Source organism: Sinobacterium norvegicum (assembly GCF_923077115.1).
GTDB lineage: Bacteria > Pseudomonadota > Gammaproteobacteria > Pseudomonadales > Sinobacteriaceae > Sinobacterium > Sinobacterium norvegicum.
Genome location: NZ_CAKLPX010000003.1, coordinates 311055 through 329757 on the forward strand (window position 1 = coordinate 311055; position 18703 = coordinate 329757).

Here is an 18703-nt window from a genome sequence, read left to right on the forward strand (position 1 = left end):
CTTTACGTTGAACGCTGTTGCGAGTCCACCCTGAATAACCCGAAGATATTGATAGCGAAGTGGTTTCGGGTGGCTCAATTGATCTAGATCATGTCTTTTATAAAAAAAACAGTCAGGAATGTCTTTTTTTGGATCGACCTGCTAGCATTAACCTCAATATCACCGACAGCTCGTCATCGACAACGTCAATTAACAACCATAATAACAAGACATAGGAAAGCATCATGAGCGACAACACAGCCGCAAAGCGTCCCGCCGGAAAATGCCCGATGGACTTTAATTTCTTTGACGAAGAAACCCTAAACTGCCCCTATGATTTTTATAAGACTCTGCAGGAGCAAGCGCCGGTCTACAACCTGCCTGATACCAATATTTATATGGTGACCCGCCATGCCGACGTTAAGCAGTTATTAAAAGACACCGAGACGTACTCGAATAACTTTACCGAGTTGCTAAAGGGCCCGGTACCCGACGAGGCAGTGACAGCCATCTACGCCAAGGCGTGGCAGCCGGTCGACACTATGATTACGGCGGATCCACCGCGCCATCGCGCCTATCGTACCCTGGTCAATAAAGTCTTTAGCGCTAAGCGTGTCAATGAAATGGAAGACTACATGACGGCCATTGTGCATGAGCTGATCGATAACATCATCGACAAAGGCGAGTGTGATTTTGTGCGAGAATTCACCACCCCACTGCCTGTCTATGTGATTGCCGACCAACTTGGCGTACCGCGTAAAGACCTCGAAGCCTTTAAGCGCTGGTCAGATTCATTTGCCCGTCGCCTTAGTCAACTCGCCACACCGGAGGAGGAGATAGAAGACGCCGAAAATATTGTTGAGTTTCAGTTCTATTTTGCCGACATGATTGCAAAGCGTCGGGAAGAGCCAAAGGACGACATGATCAGCGATTTGGTTTCAACCACGATTAGCGACCCCGACAGCGGTGAAACACGTCCGCTTAACATGGAAGAGTTGCAGAGTATTCTTCAGCAGTTTTTGGTGGCCGGTAACGAAACCACGACCTCGGCAATCACCGGCGGCATGGTGAGTTTGATTCAAAACCCAGAGCAGCTAAAGGCGCTGCAGGATGACCCTAGCAAAATCGCCAACGCGGTAGAGGAGATTCTACGTATGGAGTCCCCCAGTGCAGGTATTTGGCGCGTGGTGAAAAAAGACAGCGAGATCCACGGTGTGAAAGTCCCCAAGGATTCACTGCTAATGCTACGTTACCATGCCGCCAACCGTGACCAAGAGTTGTTTGATACGCCCGATTCCATCGATATTGATCGCGACAATGCCGGTGACCATATCGCCTTTGGTCAGGGTATTCACTTTTGTCCCGGCGCCATGCTGGCCCGCAAGGAAATGAACGTAGCGTTTGAGGCCTTGTTGTCACGCCTGACTAACTTCGCGATCAACGAAGATAAGTCCGAGCTGGAATACTGGCCAAACATTGTACTGCGTGGCCTCAAGGGCTTGCACCTAACCTTTGACAAGCGTGACTAGGGTTAATGCCGATACAACGTCTTGACTGAGGCAGTCGCCAGCGGGGTTAAGCTGGCGATATATTGCAGGCTTTATTCATCCAGTGCGTAAGCGACAAGCTCGAAAGGAATCTCTTTGTCGACGTTACCTGTGATTGCAAAGACCACATACTGCTTGCCATTCTGGCTTAAACGGTAGGTCATCGGCACTGACATCGCGGCGCCGTTAGTTCGGCGCTGCCAAATCTCTTCACCAGTATTCACATCGAAGGCGCGAACAAAATGATCGGTCGCTCCGGTTGCAAAGGCGACGCCGCCAGCGGTGCTAATGACGCCACCTAGATTGGGTGTGCCGACATCCAACCACAGTGGCCATGGCGCCAGGTCGCGGGTTGTTCCCAGCGGTTTTTGCCATAAAACATCGCCGGATACTAAATCGACAGCGGTAATCGTACCCCAGGGCGTTTTGTTACAGGGGCCTCCTAACGATGATAGTAATGGGTGTCGCAGGGCGCCATAGGGCGTGCCCTTCATTTCAAACAATTGATTGGGAAAGCCATATTCTGAAATGTCATACTGAGCCATTTCGGCGCGGGGAATCAGCTTGATTACCCAAGGCATAAAGGTTTGATTGACGATTAAAATACCGTTATTGCTATCGATGGCGGCTCCGCCCCAGTTGATGCCGCCTGAGGCGCCGGGGAAGTTAATCGTGCCCTCGAGACTGGGTGGAGTGAATGGTCCCTGCCACTGATATTGAGCCAGCTTTTTTGCGCAGTCCTTTTCATCAAAGGGGGTAAAACCCCAGGCTTCGGGTTTTTCCGGATGCAGCGGCTTGGGGTGGGTGGCGAAGGGTTGGGTGGCTGAAAGGATCTCGCCGGCAACACCGTTTTGCGGTACTGGTCGCTGCTCTATCGGGTAAAACGGCTCGCCGGTTTGGCGGTCGAGTAAGAATACATTACCGGTCTTGGTCGATACGGCGACCCCTTTTCTGCCGCTACCGATATTAGCGTGTTGAAACAGTGCTGGGGCTGCGCCGACATCGTAATCCCAGACATCATGATAGACGGTTTGGAAGTGCCAGGCGACGCTGCCGTCGGCTAGGTTAAGGGCGACGACGGAGGAGCCGTAGTAATCACTGCCATTGCGCTGACCGCCATAGAGGTCTGGGCTGGGGTTGCCGGTGGGGATAAAGACCAGTCCCAATTCTTCGTCGGCTGACATCGGCCCCCAGCTGTTGACCGTGCCGGACTGATAGTCGGCGCGGTCTCGGCGTGGGGTGTTTGATTGACTGGGCGGGACGGCGGTCCACGCCCAGGCCAGACTGCCATCACCGGCATGGAAGGCACGTACGACACCACTGGGGGCATCAATGGTAATGTTGTCATCGATGGTCGACCCGACAATGATCAAGTCGTTAGCAATGACGCCAATCGATTTAACCTGATAGCTGGCTTGATCTCTGCCACTGATACCCTGGTTGAGGTCAACCTGACCGGCCTCACCAAAACTGGCGCAGCGAACCCCTGTTCTGGCATCGACGGCGGTTAGTTGACTGCTGGGGGTGGTAAAGATAATGCGGTGATCACAGGTCTGTAGTGGTTGTGTCGGCTGCCTGTTCGGTTGCTGCCAATAGGCCAGGCTGCGACAACGCAGGGGCTGCTTTTCTACAGCCTCTTGATTGACATCGTATCGCCATTGCTCCTTGCCTGAAAGGGGGTTGAGGGCAATGATATAACCGGTGATGGCGCAGCTGTACAGCGTGTCGTCTACGACGATAGGCTGGGCTTGAAAACGGGTATCATTTTGTTCGGTGGTCTTTCCCTCGGTATCCAGTACAGGCATCGCCGGCAGCTGATAGCGCCAGGCCTGTTCGAGCTGGTGAATATTTTGATGATTAATTTGATCGAGAGTGCTGTGTTGGTCGCTGCTCAGCGAGCCGCCATAATGTTGCCAGTCGTCGGTGTTTTGATCATAGGCCAGGGCTTGATTGGGGCGGTCGCAGCCTGAGATAGCAAGGGCTGTGACAAGTGCCGTCGTGGTAAGAATTACCCGTAATAGGCGTGGTTGATGCTTGGGGAGAGAGATCATAGTGAATCGACACATTATTGTTTTTATTGATACCGCCAGCGTACCAACGAGTCAGTGGGAGATAAAGCGACAGCAAGGTTACCATATAGTTACATGGCGGTGCGCGCAGGTTCGGCGGAGCAACGGCTGGCAATCAGGGCTTGAAGGGATATGACAGGGGTTCGGTGGCGCTATTTATTACTTTTTTCTAATCCATTTGAGTCTATTCAAATACTGGACAAATGATTACGATTACCGGTCAAAAATACGCATAGAGAACAGATTCGATGGGTTTACAGCATAATCGCGTAGTTGTAGTCACCGGAGCCAGTCGGGGTGTCGGCAAGGGCATTGCTCTTGCATTGGCGGCAACAGGGGCGACGGTATATGTCACTGGTCGCAGCAAAAAAGAGGGTGATGCTGCGCTGCCAGGCACCGTATTTGCCACCGCTGAAGCGTGTACCGCCCGTGGCGGCAAGGGTATTGCTGTCGTTTGTGATCACAGCGATGACGCTCAGGTAAAGGCCTTGTTCGAACAGGTAAAGAGTGAACAGGGGCGGCTGGACATACTGGTGAACAACGCCTTGTTTGTGCCGGATGACCTGGTTAAGCCGGGACCGTTTTGGCAAAAAGACCTCAACTTGATCGATATCACCGATGTCGGTATGCGATCGAGTTATGTTGCCTCTTACTATGCTGCCCCCTTACTGGTGGCCAATGGTCAGGGCTTGGTCGTCAACACTTCATCCTTTGGTGCCACATGCTATATGCACGGCCCAGCATACGGTGCTGGTAAGGCGGCGGTCGATAAAATGGCCCACGATATGGCTGTTGATTTCAAGGCCTACAATGTTGCCTGTCTCTCGATCTGGATGGGCTTGATAGCAACAGAGCGAACCGTGGCGGTGATGGCGGCAGAGCCAGAGTTATACAACGGTATGCTCGACGGTGCAGAATCACCAGAATTTACTGGTCGAGTCATCGATGCGATTGCCAATGACCCCGATTATATGGTGCTGACGGGCAGGGTACATGTCGGTGCCGAGTTAGCGCTAAACTATAAAGTACAAGATTTACAGGGCAGGCAACCGATGTCTAATGCGGCGATATTTGGTGAGCCAACAGAGTTTAACGATGCCATCGTCGAATAACTTCGGCGCTGCAGATAAAAAAATATAAGGCAGAAAACATGAGTGCAAAAGACTATCTACCCGAGGGTAGCTACTGTGATTTAGCCAACGGCCAGCGTATTCATTATCAGGATATCGGCAGTGGTCCGGTGGTTGTTTTCCTGCATGGCTCCGGTTCTGGCGCCAGTGGCCACAGCAACTTCAAGATGAACTACAACTGGTTGGCCGAGCAGGGATATCGCGTCATTGTGCCGGATCTAATCGGTTACGGTTTCTCGGATAAACCAGAAGACGTTGATTACCACATCGACTTCTTTGTCCAATGCGTGCGTCAAAACCTCGAAGCCATTGGTGTTGACCAATGTTCTTTGGTCGGTAACTCCCTCGGTGGTGCGATCGCCTTAAAATTCGCCTTGGATTATCCAGCGTCGGTGGTGAAAATGCTGTTGATGGCCCCTGGCGGTATCGAAGAACAGCCTGACTATTTCACCATGCCTGGTATGCAGGTGATGCGTGAGACTTTTATGTCTCCAGACCCAATTACCCCAGCGGTGATGAAGAACTTCATTAGCAAGGCTTTGGTGTATCAGCAATCAGTGGTCACCGATGACTTGGTACAAGAGCGCTGGGAGGTGATGCAGACCCAGAACCAGCAAGTGATCAAGACCATGGTAGTCCCCAATATGGAAGACCGTCTTGGTGAGATTCGCTGTCCAGTACTGGGTCTTTGGGGTGCCAATGAAATGATGATGCCTGAGCGCGGATTCATGACGCTGGCCAAGGGTATAAAGAATATTAAAATGACCATGGTCTCCGAGTGTGGTCACTGGGTTATGGTTGAGCACGCGGAATACTTTAACCGTGCCCTGCTCGACTTTTTACAAAACGATTAATCGTCTCTGTTGATAGGTAATAAGAAAGATGGAAAAGCAGTTAATTGAGCAGCTCGGTGACGAGCTCTATGAGGCCTTGAGTAACCAGCAGACGCTGACGCCTTTTACCGACCGTCACGATGATATTACCATCGATGATGCGTACCATATTTCGTTGCGTATGGTGGCTCGCCGCGTTGAAGCTGGCGAGAAAATCATCGGCAAGAAAATCGGTGTCACCAGTAAAGTGGTGCAGGATATGCTGGGTGTCGATCAACCGGACTTCGGTGTTTTGACCGATAAAATGCATTACCCCAACGGCGCTGAAATACCGGTTGCAGGCAATTTAATCGCCCCGAGGGCAGAGGGTGAGATAGCCTTTAAGTTGAAGAAGGCCTTGATCGGCCCTGGCATTACTGAGGCCGATGTTCTCGATGCGACAGAATGTGTGATGCCGTGTTTTGAAATCGTCGATTCGCGCATTCAAGATTGGAATATAAAAATACAAGATACCGTTGCCGACAATGCATCCTGTGGTGTGTTTACCATCGGTGAAAACGCCGTCGATCCTCGCACCTTAGATCTGCCAAATTTGCACATGAAAGTATACAAAAATGGCAGTTTACTGAGTGAAGGCAAGGGCAGTGCCGTGCAGGGCAACCCGTTGACAGCTGTTGCCTGGCTGGCCAATACCCTCGGTGAATTTGGTATTACCTTTGATGCCGGCGACCTTATTCTATCCGGTTCTTTAGTACCGTTAGAGGATGTTGGTCCTGGCGACACAATGAAATTGGAATTGGAAAACGTAGGTAGCTGCGAAGTTTCCTTTGTTTAAAAACAGCAGCCGTCTTGGCGGCTGATTGATGCGCTATTGTCATAGCAACAAGCATACTGGATAAAAAGAGAGTGAGTATGAGCAATAAAATTAAGGCGGCCATTATCGGCCCAGGTAACATCGGTACCGACTTGCTGATTAAGGCATTGCGTTCGGAATACATCGAACCAGTATGGATGATTGGTGTGGATCCAGATTCCCCTGGTCTTGCCCGTGCCCGTGAGTTAGGTCTTAAGACAACGGCTGAGGGTGTCGATGGTATGTTGGCCGAAATGAAGGCCGATGGCGTGCAGATCTGTTTCGATGCCACCAGTGCCTATGTCCATGCTGAAAACTCTCGCAAGGTGAATGAGCTTGGCGCGTTGATGATCGACTTGACGCCAGCAGCGATTGGTCCTTTCTGTATTCCACCGGTCAACCTGAAAGAGGCGGTTGAGGCCAAGGCGATGAATGTCAATATGGTTACCTGTGGCGGCCAGGCAACGATTCCAATGGTGGCGGCAGTCAGCCAGGTACAGGAAGTTGAGTACGGTGAAATCGTAGCGACAGTTTCATCGAAGTCTGCTGGCCCCGGTACCCGTAAAAATATCGATGAATTCACCCGTACGACTGCAGGTGCGATTGAAAAAGTGGGTGGTGCAAAAGAAGGCAAGGCGATTATTATCATCAACCCAGCTGAGCCACCGCTGATGATGCGTGACACCATCCATTGTTTGACCAAGGATGTGCCGGATGAAGCGGCGATTACTGAGTCGGTCCACGCGATGATTAAAGAAGTGCAAAAATACGTACCGGGTTACACCCTGAAGAATGGTCCCGTTTTTGACGGCAAGCGTGTTTCTATTTACATGGAAGTCGAAGGCCTTGGTGACTTTCTGCCGAAGTATGCCGGTAACCTCGACATTATGACCGCGGCGGGCTTACGCACCGCCGAGATGTATGCCGAAGAAATTTTAGCGGGCCGTATGGTTCTAGAAGCTACTCAAGCTTAAGTAGGAGATAACAGAATGAATATTGCAGGTAAAAATGTCACCATCCACGATATGTGTTTGCGCGATGGGATGCACGCTAAACAGCATCAAATTTCGGTAGAAGAAATGGTACGAGTCGCCACCGCATTGGATGATGCCGGTGTTCCAATGATCGAAGTGACCCACGGTGACGGCCTTGGCGGTCGCTCTGTTAACTACGGTTTCCCTGCGGCAAGCGATGAGGAATACCTACGTGCTGTCGTTGGCGCAGTGAAGAATACCAAGGTGTCTGCGCTGTTGTTGCCGGGTATTGGAACCGTTGATCACCTTAAAATGGCAGCCGATTGTGGTATTAGTACTATTCGTGTTGCCACGCACTGCACCGAGGCTGATGTGACTGAGCAGCATATCGGCATGGGGCGTGAGATGGGCTTGGATACCGTTGGTTTCCTGATGATGACTCATATGATTGAACCTGATGCGCTTGTTGAGCAGCTTAAGCTGCTTGAGAGCTATGGCGCTAATTGTGTATATATCACCGATTCTGCCGGCTATATGATGCCTGACGATGTGACTGCTCGCATTGCCGCGGCTCGGGCAGCACTGGACCCCGCAACCGAGCTTGGCTTCCATGGTCACCATAACCTCTCATTAGGTGTGATGAACTCGTTGGCAGCGATCGAGGCTGGTGCTAATCGTATCGATGGTTCTGTCGCTGGCCTGGGTGCCGGTGCTGGTAATACGCCGCTGGAGGTGTTGATCGCCACCACTGAGCGCCTCAAGGTTAATACCGGTATCGATCTATACAAGATTATGGATGTGGCTGAGGACATCGTGGTACCCATGATGGATCAGCCGATTCGTTTGGATCGCGATGCGCTAACACTCGGTTATGCCGGCGTTTACTCATCGTTCCTATTGTTCGCCAAGCGCGCCAGTGCCAAGTATGGCATTCCGGCCCGAGATATATTGGTTGAGTTAGGTCGACGTGGTACTGTCGGTGGTCAGGAAGATATGATCGAAGATTTGGCCCTCGATATGGCCAGAGCACAGGGTAAGCTATAAGGCACAACCTGTTGTTTTAAAAAAGGCGCGCTTAGCGCCTTTTTTTATGCCTGTTAACAACATGCTGGCCGACGAGGTTACATAGTATTAAAGAATGAGTGTGTCGCTCAATAAGTATGTAATACTGACGCGTATCAATCGTGATTGGCCGAGTAATGAAGATGCAGTTGTTTGATCGAGAGGAATCAGCCTCGCAGGGGCTGATCGCCTCTATTTATAGTGGTATTACCCATGAGGCGAGATGGCAGCAATTTTTGGAAATCCTGCGCCAGCAACTAGGGGCAAGTTTTGCCACCTTGATTTTATCGCCGCCGAGTGAGTTTGACACCGGTGTTGTGCTCAATGCGCTGGTGATTGAGGAGCAGGACTTCACGGCTTACAATGAAAAGTATTATGCGTTAGATCCGTTTACCAACCTACCACCGGCAACTGTTTTAACCGTGGAAGAGTGGGTGAATAAGTCCGAATTTAAGGCCAGTGAATACTATCGCGATTATATGATGCCGATGGGGGTCGAACAGATTATGGGCTTCGATCTATCGCTTGGCGACGGTGTCGATGTGCGCCTGCGAGTCACCCGTAATACCGGTGACAACTTGTTCAATGAGCATGATAAACAATTATTGTCGACAACTGTTCAGCCGTTACAGCAGGCGGTAGAAATTTTTATGGAGTTGCAGTCCGCGCAACTTGAGCGCGAGCTCTATTTAGCGGCTATGGGCGAGATGGCCATGGGGGTGATTGTGCTGGATGAAAAAGCACGAGTCATTCGCAAAAATGAGGCAGCAGACCGTCTCGTCAGCGCAGATAACGGCCTGTTATTACGCGGTGATAAGGTCGTCATCGATGACCGGGAAGAAAATAAACAACTGGTCGGTTATATTGAGGAGATATTGGCGCTTCGGCAATGTGGTGAGGCGGTCGCACCGAGGGTCTGTAAAACGGAGTTTGCTCCTGGTGTTTTGAAACTGGCTATTCTATTACGTGCGATACCTGTAAATCAGAGTCCGAAATCGAATCAGCCCTGTATAGCGCTGTTTATCAGTGATCCTCAGCATCGACGAGAGGCGCCGACATCAGCGCTAACAGCATTGTTTGGCTTTACACCGGCAGAGTCAGCCTTGGCGATGCGTTTAGCAAATGGCTTGACGCTGGATGAGGCTTCAGCTGAGTTGGGGGTCTCTCGAAATACAGCAAAGTCGCACTTAAGTGCCGTCTTTTCGAAAACCGGAGTCACTCGGCAAACCAAACTGGTGCAGCTGATTTTAAAGAGTGTCGGCCCTATCACTTAAAAAAGATAAAAAAAGCCCTGCTGTATTGCTACAGCAGGGCTTTTTTTATGCCGTGAGAAAATTACTTCTTTTCAGTAGGCTTTGCTACGTCGACCTTAGGTGCTTCAGCTTTTGCTACTGGAGCAGCAGGTTTGGCGGCTGGTTTAGCAGCGGCTTTCTTAGCGGCAGGCTTGGCAGCTTTTTTGGCGGCTGGTTTAGCAGCGGCTTTCTTAGCGGCAGGCTTGGCAGCTTTTTTGGCGGCTGGTTTAGCAGCGGCTTTCTTAGCGGCAGGCTTGGCAGCTTTTTTGGCGACTGGTTTAGCAGCGGCTTTCTTAGCGACAGGCTTGGCAGCTTTTTTGGCGGCTGGTTTAGCAGCGGCTTTCTTAGCGACAGGCTTGGCAGCTTTTTTGGCGGCTGGTTTAGCAGCGGCTTTCTTAGCGGCGGGCTTGGCAGCTTTTTTGGCGGCTGGTTTAGCAGCGGCTTTCTTAGCGGCAGGCTTGGCAGCTTTTTTGGCGGCGGCAGCGGCTTCTTTCTTTGCCTTGGTCTGGGCTTTCTTTTCAGCGGCGGCTTCTTTCTTTGCAAGGGCTTTAGCAGCCTTGGCATCAGCCTTGGCTTGAGCTGCACTGAATAAGGCAATGGCCTTGTTGACAGCAGCTTGACGCTTGGTGTCAGACTTAAGCTGAGTGAATTGAGCCTCAAGGCCTTTTAAGCCAACCTTGATTTCTTTCACTTTCAGCTTGCCTGCATCAACCTTGGCGCGAGCAGCGAGGTAGGCTTTTTTGGTGGCAGCTGTTTTCTTAGCGCGGTTCTTGTCACGAGTAGAGGCTACATTGGCAGCTAACTTCTTTTCATTAACAATGGCTTTCTTAGCTTCGGCTTTGGTCTTGGTGATTGCCTTGGCTGTATCACTTAGCTTCTTAGCACGTGCTTTCTCTAATTTGTCCTGCAGCTTAGAAATGTCAATTTCTAAGGCCGCTACCGCATCTATAGTTTTCTTGGCTGCTGCCATAATTTATGCCCCTCAGCAATTATTTAAAATAAAACGACGCGATTATACGCATGTTTATATAAAATAGCAGTAAATCGGTGATTTATTTCAATAAATAGTAAAAAATAACAATAATTCGAAGAGGTAAGAGGCTGGTAAAGGAAAAAAAACACTCTTTTTGTCTTGTTTAAAAACATTGATGCTTTCTTATCTGTTTGATTTTAAATATATAAATTGTTTTTTATTCTTTGCTGTAATTGTTTTTGATGTTGTGGCTGTTGTTTTTATTGGCCAACCCTTGGTTTATACTTTGGTTGGATTTTTGAATGAAAATGGGGAAAAATTTTGGATAAACAAAAAGAAATGGAAATTGAGGCCGCCGCCTTTCGTCGATTATTGGCACATTTTGACCAGCGTAGCGATGTGCAAAATATTGATTTGATGAATTTAGCAGGCTTTTGTCGTAACTGTTTGTCTAAGTGGTATCGAGCAGAGGCTGAGGAAAGAGGCGTTGAAATTGATTATGACCAGGCAAGAGAAAGGGTGTATGGGATGCCTTATGATGATTGGAAAAAAATAAATCAAACCCCGGCCAGTGCAGAGCAATTAGCCAGTTATGAAAAAAATAAGCCGAAAGAATAATGCTGGAAATTCTTAAAGGGCATAAAAAGGGCTGCATTAGCAGCCCTTTTTTATGCCTGTGGCTAAAGTGTTAGAACAAAAGAGGGCCGTTGGGTATGAATTGATTACGGCTATTGTTTTTAATCCATTGCAGTTGGTCTTTATTCAGCGGCGCCTTACGTTTTTTGAGTAGTTTGTTGATGGCAATAACCGGTGATTTTTCCGCACAATCCCAGCTGTCGATGGTGTATTCTGCGGCTGTCCAAAAGCGAATAATGTACCACAGCTCGGTGTTACTGAGGCTGGCGGCGGCTTGCTGCCAATCATGGACGGATAGCTCGCAAAGACCGATGAGGGTTTGGCGTTGGTGTTCGTTCAATGATGCGGCAATATCTTCAACATTATCGTTGCAACCGTTGGCGACAAAAAGCTCGATATGCTGGTTTTCAATCGCTATATTCTTACGTTGCTCGTCCGCTTTGGGATCCCAGCTGCCTAAAGACATTGTTTGACTCCGGTAAAAAAAAGGGTATTTTAACGCTAATTATGATCGGAGTCAGTGACTTTATTGCTGTACCGAACACTGCGGCGTGTTTATGTGGCTTTCTAAGGGGGAGGTTAAGAGATTGCAGCGAAAGATTATTCACTGTGACTGCGATAGCTTCTACGCCTCGGTTGAAATGCGTGATAATCCTGAGTTGCGTGACAAACCACTGGCTGTCGGCGGAACAAATGGCCGTGGTGTTGTGGCAACGTGCAATTATTTAGCAAGGGAGTATGGCGTTCACTCGGCAATGCCCATGGCCCAGGCCAATAAGCTTTGTCCAGATTTGGTTGCGGTGCGCCCCGATATCGATAAATACAAGCAGGTGAGTCGTCAGATCCAGGCAATTTTTTCTGACTATACCGACTTGATCGAGCCGTTATCACTCGATGAGGCATTTCTGGATGTCAGTGATGTCGACATTTTGCAGGGCAGTGCCACACTAATCGCTCAGCAGATTAGGGCCAGGGTAGAGGCGGAGGTGGGTATTACTATCTCGGCGGGTGTGGCCAACTCTAAATTCCTCGCCAAGGTCGCCAGTGATTGGCATAAGCCAAATGGCTTGACCGTGGTGGCTCCGGATCAGGTGGCGTCATTTGTCGCCGAACTGGACGTGGCAAAGATTTTTGGTGTCGGAAAAGTAACGCAGCAGCGCTTATATGAAATGGGTGTTGTGAGCTGCCAACAGTTACAGGATTTTACCGTTTATCAATTAACCGAGCGATTTGGGAAGTTTGGTCGTCGATTATATGAGTTGTGCCGAGGTATCGATGAACGACCAGTAAAAACGCAGCGACAGCGGAAGTCGATCAGTATCGAGCATACCTACGATAACAATTTGGTCGGTGTTGAGCAGTGCTTGGCTGAGCTGCCAAGTTTGCTCGAGTCATTACAGCAGCGAATTGATCGAAACAAAAGCCGGCATCTGATTGTTAAGCAGTTTGTGAAATTCAAATTTGAAGATTTTAGCCGTACCACAGCAGAGTCTGTTGCGACAGAGCTCGATATTCATCAGTTACAGCAGCTATTTAGAAAGGCGGCACAGCGCAGTGCCAAATCGGTAAGATTACTGGGTATTGGCGTCAGACTGCGTGAGAGAAATTTGTATCAGTATGATTTATTTGAATAAAAATAAGGCGGCGAAGGCCGCCTAAAAATTGAAGAGGCTGCTGTTAAGCCGCGGCCTCGTCATCGTTGTCATCTTCTGCTACGACCGGTTGCGGTTGTGCATCGTGACGGCTGGCGCGTTGTTTGCCGGCATAATCCTGCAATACGCGATTGGATTTTTTAAAGGCTTGGCGGAGTGCGCTGTAGGCATCGGCGTCGCTGGCGGCAGTTTCAAATGCTTTATGCATCGACTGCAACTCAATGGTTACGCTGAATAAGTTGTTAGGTTCGCTGGTAAAGACTATGTGGCAGCTGGTAATGTCTGAATTCATCGATTCAAGCTTTTCAAGCTGTGCTGCTGCGACCTCTTTGAGTCCGTCTGATGGTTCTAAGTGATTAAAGACAAGTTGTAATTGTTTTTGCATAGATTTACTCCTGACGTTCATCGTACTCGGCGTCGGCAAATAGTCTAGGGAGTGCTGTCATATTTGTGAATAGACTCCAGACATAAGTTGCTGATTTAGCCATTCTTTTTTTCTGGGATTTAAGCGTTTAAGCTAATCCTGTAAGCCCACTCTAGCGCTGTCTTTAGCACTGTGAAATAAGGGCTAGTACCTACATTACAATGATATCTATGGTGGAGTAAAGCGGTCTCAATATTTGATTGTAAAAAATAGTTTAATACAGTCTCGGGGCTTGAAAATGATAGTATTGCCCTCACATTTTAAGTCTGAATTATCATTGCCATTTACTCAGGAGAAATATGAAACGTATCGTGCTTTTTTTGGCGACTAACCTCGCGATAATGTTGGTATTGAGCATTTTCTTATCGATATTGGGTGTCGATAGCCGCAGTACCTCAGGGCTGTTAATTATTGCCGCCATCTTTGGCATGGGGGGATCGTTTATCTCGCTATTGCTGTCGAAGAAGATGGCGTTGCGTTCAACCAATGCCGAGGTGATCAAGCAGCCGCGTAATGAAATAGAGGCTTGGTTGCTCGACACTGTTGCGCGGCAGGCGCAAATGGCCGGCATTGGCATGCCAGAGGTGGCTATCTATCATTCGCCGGAGATTAACGCCTTTGCCACAGGGGCAAAGAAGAATGAAGCGCTGGTCGCGGTCAGCGCTGGTTTGCTGCAAAACATGAAGCGCGATGAGGTCGAGGCGGTTTTAGGTCATGAGGTGAGTCACATTGCCAACGGCGATATGGTGACCTTAACGCTGATTCAGGGTGTGGTGAACACCTTTGTTATTTTTCTCGCTCGAATGGTCGCAGGCGTGATCAGTAATGTCGTGGCCAGTAACAGTGATGACGGTAAAGGTTTGGGTATGATTGCCTATATGGGCGTAGTCTTTGTGTTGGAGATGTGTCTGGGCATTGTGGCCAGTATTATTGTTGCCTGGTTCTCCCGTCAACGTGAATACCGTGCCGATGTTGGTGGGGCGGTGTTGGCCGGCCGTGGTAAGATGGTTGCTGCCTTGCAAGCCTTGAAGCATGGCCCGCCGGCTAATTTACCCGGTGAATTGAATGCCTTTGGTATTAATGGCGGCAAGTCGATGGCCGACCTTATGATGAGCCATCCGCCGTTAGAAAAACGTATAGCGGCACTTCAGGCTGCCCAGGTTTAAAGTGTTTAACGCGTTAATATAAGAGCCGAAAGGCTCTTTTTTTTGTTTCAAAAATAACGAATCTACTCAGTGTTGATGATAGCTTACGGTATACTGTTGTGATTAAAATAAATTGATGGATTGTTCCGATACGATGCTTGGTTGGCTCAAAGTAATACGATTAGTGGCCGTTATATTGGTCTCTACCCTGGCTTCAGCGGTGGTGTTGTCACACCCCTTGGCGCCGAGTTTGTTGGCATTAAACCAGCTAGAGGCTGGCCAGTTTTCGGTGCGGTGGAAAACACCGCTCAAACAAGCGCCGGGCAGCGAATTAAGCCCTGTTTTGCCTGCCCACTGTTTAGCTGTGAGTGATCAGCAGCAACGTATCAGTGGTTCAGCGCTGGAAACCTCTTGGTCGATCGATTGTGGTGATGCCGGGGTGGTCGGGGCTCAGGTCGGGGCCCGCCATATTGGCGATAGTGGCGCAGACGTTATCTTAAGAGTATCGCTGTCCGATGGTCGAGTCTATCAGCAGGTATTAAGCCCAGCGCAGTCTGTCTTTACTATACCTGAGCGAGTATCAGTGCCGGCTGTCTTTGGCGGTTATCTCTGGCTCGGTATGGAACATTTATGGGGAGGCTTGGATCATTTGTTGTTTGTCATCGCGCTTGTCGTCCTCATTGGTGTGAATAAAAAATTAGTGTGGACAATTACCAGTTTTACCGTTGGGCATAGCGTCACGTTGTCTCTGGCTGCTCTGGGATTGTTGCGGTTTCCGCAATCGGTGGCCGAGCTCTTTATTGCGGTCAGTTTAATTGCCGTGGCGGTCGAGCTGATAAGAAATGATGGTCAGGGTTGGTTTCATCGCTACCCATGGCTCTGTGCCGGTGGATTTGGCCTGTTACATGGGCTGGGGTTTGCCGGTGTCTTGGCTGATATCGGTTTGCCACAGGAGGCGTTGGTGACGGCACTGCTGGCTTTTAATTTGGGTATCGAGCTGGCGCAGTTATTGGTCATCGCTCTATTGGCACTGGTGTTGTGGTTTCTGGTCAAGTCGAACTGGCGACTGCCAGCAATATCTCGAGGGCTGGTTGTCTACGGGTTGGGTGGGTTATCTTCTTTTTGGTTTTGGGAACGGTTGACTCTGCTGTCGTGATGAAAGACATGATCATTGGTTAACATTAGGTCTTACTGCCTACACCTCGTATCAAATCTCTGTGGAAATCACGTATAAATCCTGCGAAATAATCTAGGGTTCTACGTTAACAACGTATTCTGGCGGTTGTTAATCTTCTTTATAGTATTGGACATACCAATGTATAGCCAATGACTGGCGATAGAGAGGCATTATGAGTAATAAGAATCCTTTGTTTTTAATTTCGGCGCTTTCTTTGCCGGCATTTGCCAACAATCAATTGTTTCTGCGTAAGATGCAATTATTTCAACAGACTGTATTGAATGAGTCCGAGCTGACGCAGAAAATTTACCAGGATTTTTGGCGGGGTTATGATGAATTATCCGTCGAGCAAAAAACCGAGGTGGCGAAAATTCTCAACTGGGCGCAAGACGGCGTTGAGGTGGGGGAGCGTTACCATCAGGCTCTATGGCAGGCGGCCAAGCACAGTTTAGAGCAGGGTAAATACTGCGATGAATCTGAGTTGCAGCAGCTAACGGATGAGGTTGATCATGTTGTCGCCGATGGCGAGGCACTGATTGATCAAAATTATCGCGACATGTATCACTACGAAACGGCCCTGGGTAAGGAAAACGCTGACCGCTTAATGTTTGCGGCCAGTAACCGCCAGACTATGATTACCGCCCGCGGTGACGTTATCGAGCTGACCATGGATAATATTGATGACATGTTGGAACAGCTGAGTCACTCGTATAATCAGGCTCGACGCTTATTGTGTCCCACCTGGGTTGCCTAGCGAAGCACCGGGCATAGGCCTCAATAACTTTGTTCTATGGCCTGCTTTAAACTTTCCAGGGTTTGCGGGCCGATGAGGCTGTCTACCCTCTCCCCCAGCGGGTTAATGATGTGTGTCACCGGTAACACCTGGCTCGGTGTTAATTCAAACCAACTGGCCGGATCCTCGGCGAGTGAAATAAACTCAATACCCATTTGATCGCTTTGTTTACGCAGTTTATCGCCGTTGATGCCATCAAAATTGACACCAAAAACCAGCACTTTATTATCGAATTCCGTGGCGAAATGGTTGAGCTCGGGGATCTCGTCGCGGCAGGGTCCGCACCATATCGCCCAGTAGTTTATGATCAGCCATTTGCCCTGCATCTGTTCGGCCGTCCATGCGTTGTTGTCGATATCCAAAAGGCTGGGGACGGCCTCTTTGTCAGCACTGCAGGCTGTTGTTTGCAGAGTAATAGTTAGCAGGCAGAATAAAAGTGTTTGTTTGATCATCATTATTTTTCGCTAATCAGAGCTGAAAGTGAGCTGTCAAGTTGTTGCTGGTTGTGCTGGTTGATATTGACGATGGCCTGCTTAAGTTTTGCCAACCATGGGCAGCTATCTTTTTCAATCGCGGTAATACTGCTTAGTTCTTCTAGGTCCAAGCCGCCAGGCAGGCGTTTGGCCAGTGACCAAATATCAATCAGGTGAATATTAATGCCTAAGACATAGGCGTCATCGTTGGTTTGATAGATAATCTTTTGCTCGAGCAAGGTGGTTCGTAGGGCCTGCCAGTGGTGAGCCGAGATGCTGTCGTTATCAAACAGCCAGGGTTGGGAGGTGATGTCCTCATCATGGAAAGGGGGCTGATTATTATTTTGTTGTTTGGCCATCGCGTCAATCAATCCGATGGTCAGAATTAAATTGGGGTAATCACTGGATTTGAGGGCATGGAAACTGGAGAGGGCCCGAACAAATTCTGCGCCCATTAAAACGATTAACCATGAGAAGTAGACCCACACTAAAAACAGCGGAATGGCAGCAAAGGTGCCATAGATAACTTGATAGCTGGTATTGGCGACCAGAGTGGTGAATAGTTGTTTGGATAATTCTAAGCAGATGGCGGTAATAGCGCCGCCGATTAACGCGTGTTTAAAGGGTACATGGCAGTTGGGCACGGCGGCGAAAAGCAGGGTAAATGTGGCTGTGACCAGTAACAGTGGTAAAAATTGCAGAAACAGCGGCGTAATCAGCGCCACATCCTCGGTCTCAAATATTGATAGGGATAATAAATAGGTGGTAACCAGTAGGCCAATACCGATAAAAATCGGCCCCAGACTCAATACTGCCCAATAGAGTAAAAAATTGGATAGGCCTTTGCGGTTTTGCTGTGTGCGCCAAATTTTGTTAAACGTGGTCTCGATGCTCTTCAGCATTAAATAGGCAGTGACCGCAAGAAAGGCTGCACCAACCGTGCTGAGTTTTTGCGCCTGCTGAGAGAACTGCACTAAATACTGTTGAATCTCTGCCCCTGTCGAGGGAATGAAGTGGCTGAAAATCATACTTTGAATATCGTTGCCAACACTTTGAAACTCAGGCACTGCCGACAGTACAGCATAGCTTACCGTCATCAGCGGCACGACGGCAAAAAGGCTGGTGTAGGTCAGTGCTGCAGCGCTTTCTCGGCAGCCGTCTTCGATATAGCGGCGTATTAAATGACGTAGGAAAGCAATGAGGTGATGCATAATATTCATCTTGTTGTTACTTATCGATTATGTGATCAAACTGACTTCATCAATAATGCTGTATATAATCGGCGTATTGATTGAGTTATTCACGATTTTAAAGGAAAAAACCATGCCCGCAACCACTATCTACCACAACCCACGTTGTTCTAAGTCTCGTCAAACACTGGCGATTTTACAAGACAATGGCGTGGAGCCAGAGGTTGTGCTGTATCTTGAACAGCCCCCATCGGAGTCCGAGTTAACAACGATTATCCGGCAGCTAGGTATTACTCCGCGACAGCTGCTGCGCAAGGGCGAGGAAGCCTTCAAAGAGAATAACCTGAAGGATGACAGCCTTACGGATCAGCAGTTAATTGCCGCGATGGTGCAATTCCCCAAATTAATCGAGCGCCCTATTGTGATTGTCGGTGAGCAAGCGGTACTCGGGCGCCCGCCTGAAAACGTACTGACATTGATCGGTTAATTTGAAGCGAATGA

19 protein-coding genes are annotated in these 18703 nt (G+C 49.1%); 13 read left to right on the top strand and 6 right to left on the bottom strand.

The genetic code is table 11. The annotated features are described in order from the left end of the window. Positions 1-224 precede the first annotated feature (224 nt). The gene (locus L9P87_RS13390; protein ID WP_237445248.1) at positions 225-1508 is read left to right on the top strand and encodes a cytochrome P450; all 1284 of its coding nucleotides are present in this window, start codon (positions 225-227) and stop codon (positions 1506-1508) included. Between the two features lie 71 nt (positions 1509-1579). On the opposite strand, the gene L9P87_RS13395 is transcribed toward L9P87_RS13390, so the two are convergent. Next, positions 1580-3577, bottom strand: coding sequence for a pyrroloquinoline quinone-dependent dehydrogenase (locus tag L9P87_RS13395; RefSeq protein WP_237445249.1), 1998 nt, complete (start codon positions 3575-3577; stop codon positions 1580-1582). A 266-nt stretch (positions 3578-3843) separates the two neighbouring features. On the opposite strand from L9P87_RS13395, the gene L9P87_RS13400 reads away from it, so the two are divergent. The 6 genes from L9P87_RS13400 to L9P87_RS13425 all read left to right on the top strand — a co-directional run bounded on the left by L9P87_RS13400 (position 3844) and on the right by L9P87_RS13425 (position 9721). Further along, positions 3844-4707 (top strand): SDR family NAD(P)-dependent oxidoreductase, encoded by an 864-nt coding sequence (locus L9P87_RS13400; protein WP_237445250.1) that lies wholly within the window; start codon positions 3844-3846, stop codon positions 4705-4707. A gap of 38 nt (positions 4708-4745) precedes the next feature. Beyond that, complete coding sequence (locus L9P87_RS13405) at positions 4746-5579, top strand: alpha/beta fold hydrolase (RefSeq protein ID WP_237445251.1); 834 nt, start codon at positions 4746-4748, stop codon at positions 5577-5579. Between the two features lie 28 nt (positions 5580-5607). Next, positions 5608-6393: a fumarylacetoacetate hydrolase family protein gene (locus tag L9P87_RS13410; RefSeq protein WP_237445252.1), complete on the top strand. Its 786-nt coding sequence runs from the start codon at positions 5608-5610 to the stop codon at positions 6391-6393. A gap of 77 nt (positions 6394-6470) precedes the next feature. Next, a complete protein-coding gene (locus L9P87_RS13415) occupies positions 6471-7385 on the top strand; it encodes an acetaldehyde dehydrogenase (acetylating) (protein ID WP_237445253.1) in 915 nt (304 codons plus the stop codon). Between the two features lie 15 nt (positions 7386-7400). Further along, on the top strand, positions 7401-8429 hold the full coding sequence (dmpG, locus tag L9P87_RS13420) for a 4-hydroxy-2-oxovalerate aldolase (RefSeq protein WP_237445254.1): 1029 nt from the start codon (positions 7401-7403) through the stop codon (positions 8427-8429). Between the two features lie 155 nt (positions 8430-8584). Next, positions 8585-9721, top strand: a complete 1137-nt coding sequence (locus tag L9P87_RS13425) for a helix-turn-helix transcriptional regulator (RefSeq protein ID WP_237445255.1) — start codon at positions 8585-8587, stop codon at positions 9719-9721. A 61-nt stretch (positions 9722-9782) separates the two neighbouring features. Here the strand turns inward: L9P87_RS13425 and L9P87_RS13430 are convergent, their stop codons facing one another. Next, the gene (locus L9P87_RS13430) at positions 9783-10709 is read right to left on the bottom strand and encodes a hypothetical protein (RefSeq protein WP_237445256.1); all 927 of its coding nucleotides are present in this window, start codon (positions 10707-10709) and stop codon (positions 9783-9785) included. 342 nt (positions 10710-11051) lie between these two features. Here L9P87_RS13430 and L9P87_RS13435 point away from each other — a divergent pair, with 342 nt between their 5' ends. Next, the gene (locus L9P87_RS13435) at positions 11052-11330 is read left to right on the top strand and encodes a DUF1244 domain-containing protein (protein ID WP_237445480.1); all 279 of its coding nucleotides are present in this window, start codon (positions 11052-11054) and stop codon (positions 11328-11330) included. 70 nt (positions 11331-11400) lie between these two features. Here L9P87_RS13435 and L9P87_RS13440 read toward each other — a convergent pair whose 3' ends face one another. Continuing rightward, positions 11401-11814, bottom strand: a complete 414-nt coding sequence (locus tag L9P87_RS13440) for a hypothetical protein (RefSeq protein ID WP_237445257.1) — start codon at positions 11812-11814, stop codon at positions 11401-11403. A 91-nt stretch (positions 11815-11905) separates the two neighbouring features. Between L9P87_RS13440 and dinB the strand changes: the two genes are divergently transcribed. Further along, on the top strand, positions 11906-12982 hold the full coding sequence (gene dinB, locus L9P87_RS13445; protein ID WP_237445258.1) for a DNA polymerase IV: 1077 nt from the start codon (positions 11906-11908) through the stop codon (positions 12980-12982). Between the two features lie 43 nt (positions 12983-13025). Here dinB and L9P87_RS13450 read toward each other — a convergent pair whose 3' ends face one another. Further along, positions 13026-13385: an HPF/RaiA family ribosome-associated protein gene (locus tag L9P87_RS13450; protein ID WP_237445259.1), complete on the bottom strand. Its 360-nt coding sequence runs from the start codon at positions 13383-13385 to the stop codon at positions 13026-13028. A gap of 338 nt (positions 13386-13723) precedes the next feature. Here L9P87_RS13450 and htpX point away from each other — a divergent pair, with 338 nt between their 5' ends. The 3 genes from htpX to L9P87_RS13465 all read left to right on the top strand — a co-directional run bounded on the left by htpX (position 13724) and on the right by L9P87_RS13465 (position 16500). Then, complete coding sequence (htpX, locus tag L9P87_RS13455; protein WP_237445260.1) at positions 13724-14590, top strand: protease HtpX; 867 nt, start codon at positions 13724-13726, stop codon at positions 14588-14590. A 163-nt stretch (positions 14591-14753) separates the two neighbouring features. Continuing rightward, positions 14754-15725: a HupE/UreJ family protein gene (locus L9P87_RS13460; RefSeq protein ID WP_237445261.1), complete on the top strand. Its 972-nt coding sequence runs from the start codon at positions 14754-14756 to the stop codon at positions 15723-15725. 193 nt (positions 15726-15918) lie between these two features. Next, positions 15919-16500, top strand: a complete 582-nt coding sequence (locus tag L9P87_RS13465; RefSeq protein ID WP_237445262.1) for a hypothetical protein — start codon at positions 15919-15921, stop codon at positions 16498-16500. Between the two features lie 20 nt (positions 16501-16520). On the opposite strand, the gene L9P87_RS13470 is transcribed toward L9P87_RS13465, so the two are convergent. Together L9P87_RS13470 and L9P87_RS13475 are read right to left on the bottom strand one after the other, a co-directional pair. Continuing rightward, positions 16521-16901, bottom strand: a complete 381-nt coding sequence (locus tag L9P87_RS13470) for a TlpA family protein disulfide reductase (RefSeq protein ID WP_237445263.1) — start codon at positions 16899-16901, stop codon at positions 16521-16523. 92 nt (positions 16902-16993) lie between these two features. After that, positions 16994-18232, bottom strand: a complete 1239-nt coding sequence (locus tag L9P87_RS13475) for a YihY family inner membrane protein (protein WP_237445264.1) — start codon at positions 18230-18232, stop codon at positions 16994-16996. Positions 18233-18335: 103 nt separating this feature from the next. Here L9P87_RS13475 and arsC point away from each other — a divergent pair, with 103 nt between their 5' ends. Then, positions 18336-18689, top strand: coding sequence for an arsenate reductase (glutaredoxin) (gene arsC, locus L9P87_RS13480; protein ID WP_237445265.1), 354 nt, complete (start codon positions 18336-18338; stop codon positions 18687-18689). Positions 18690-18703 lie beyond the last annotated feature (14 nt).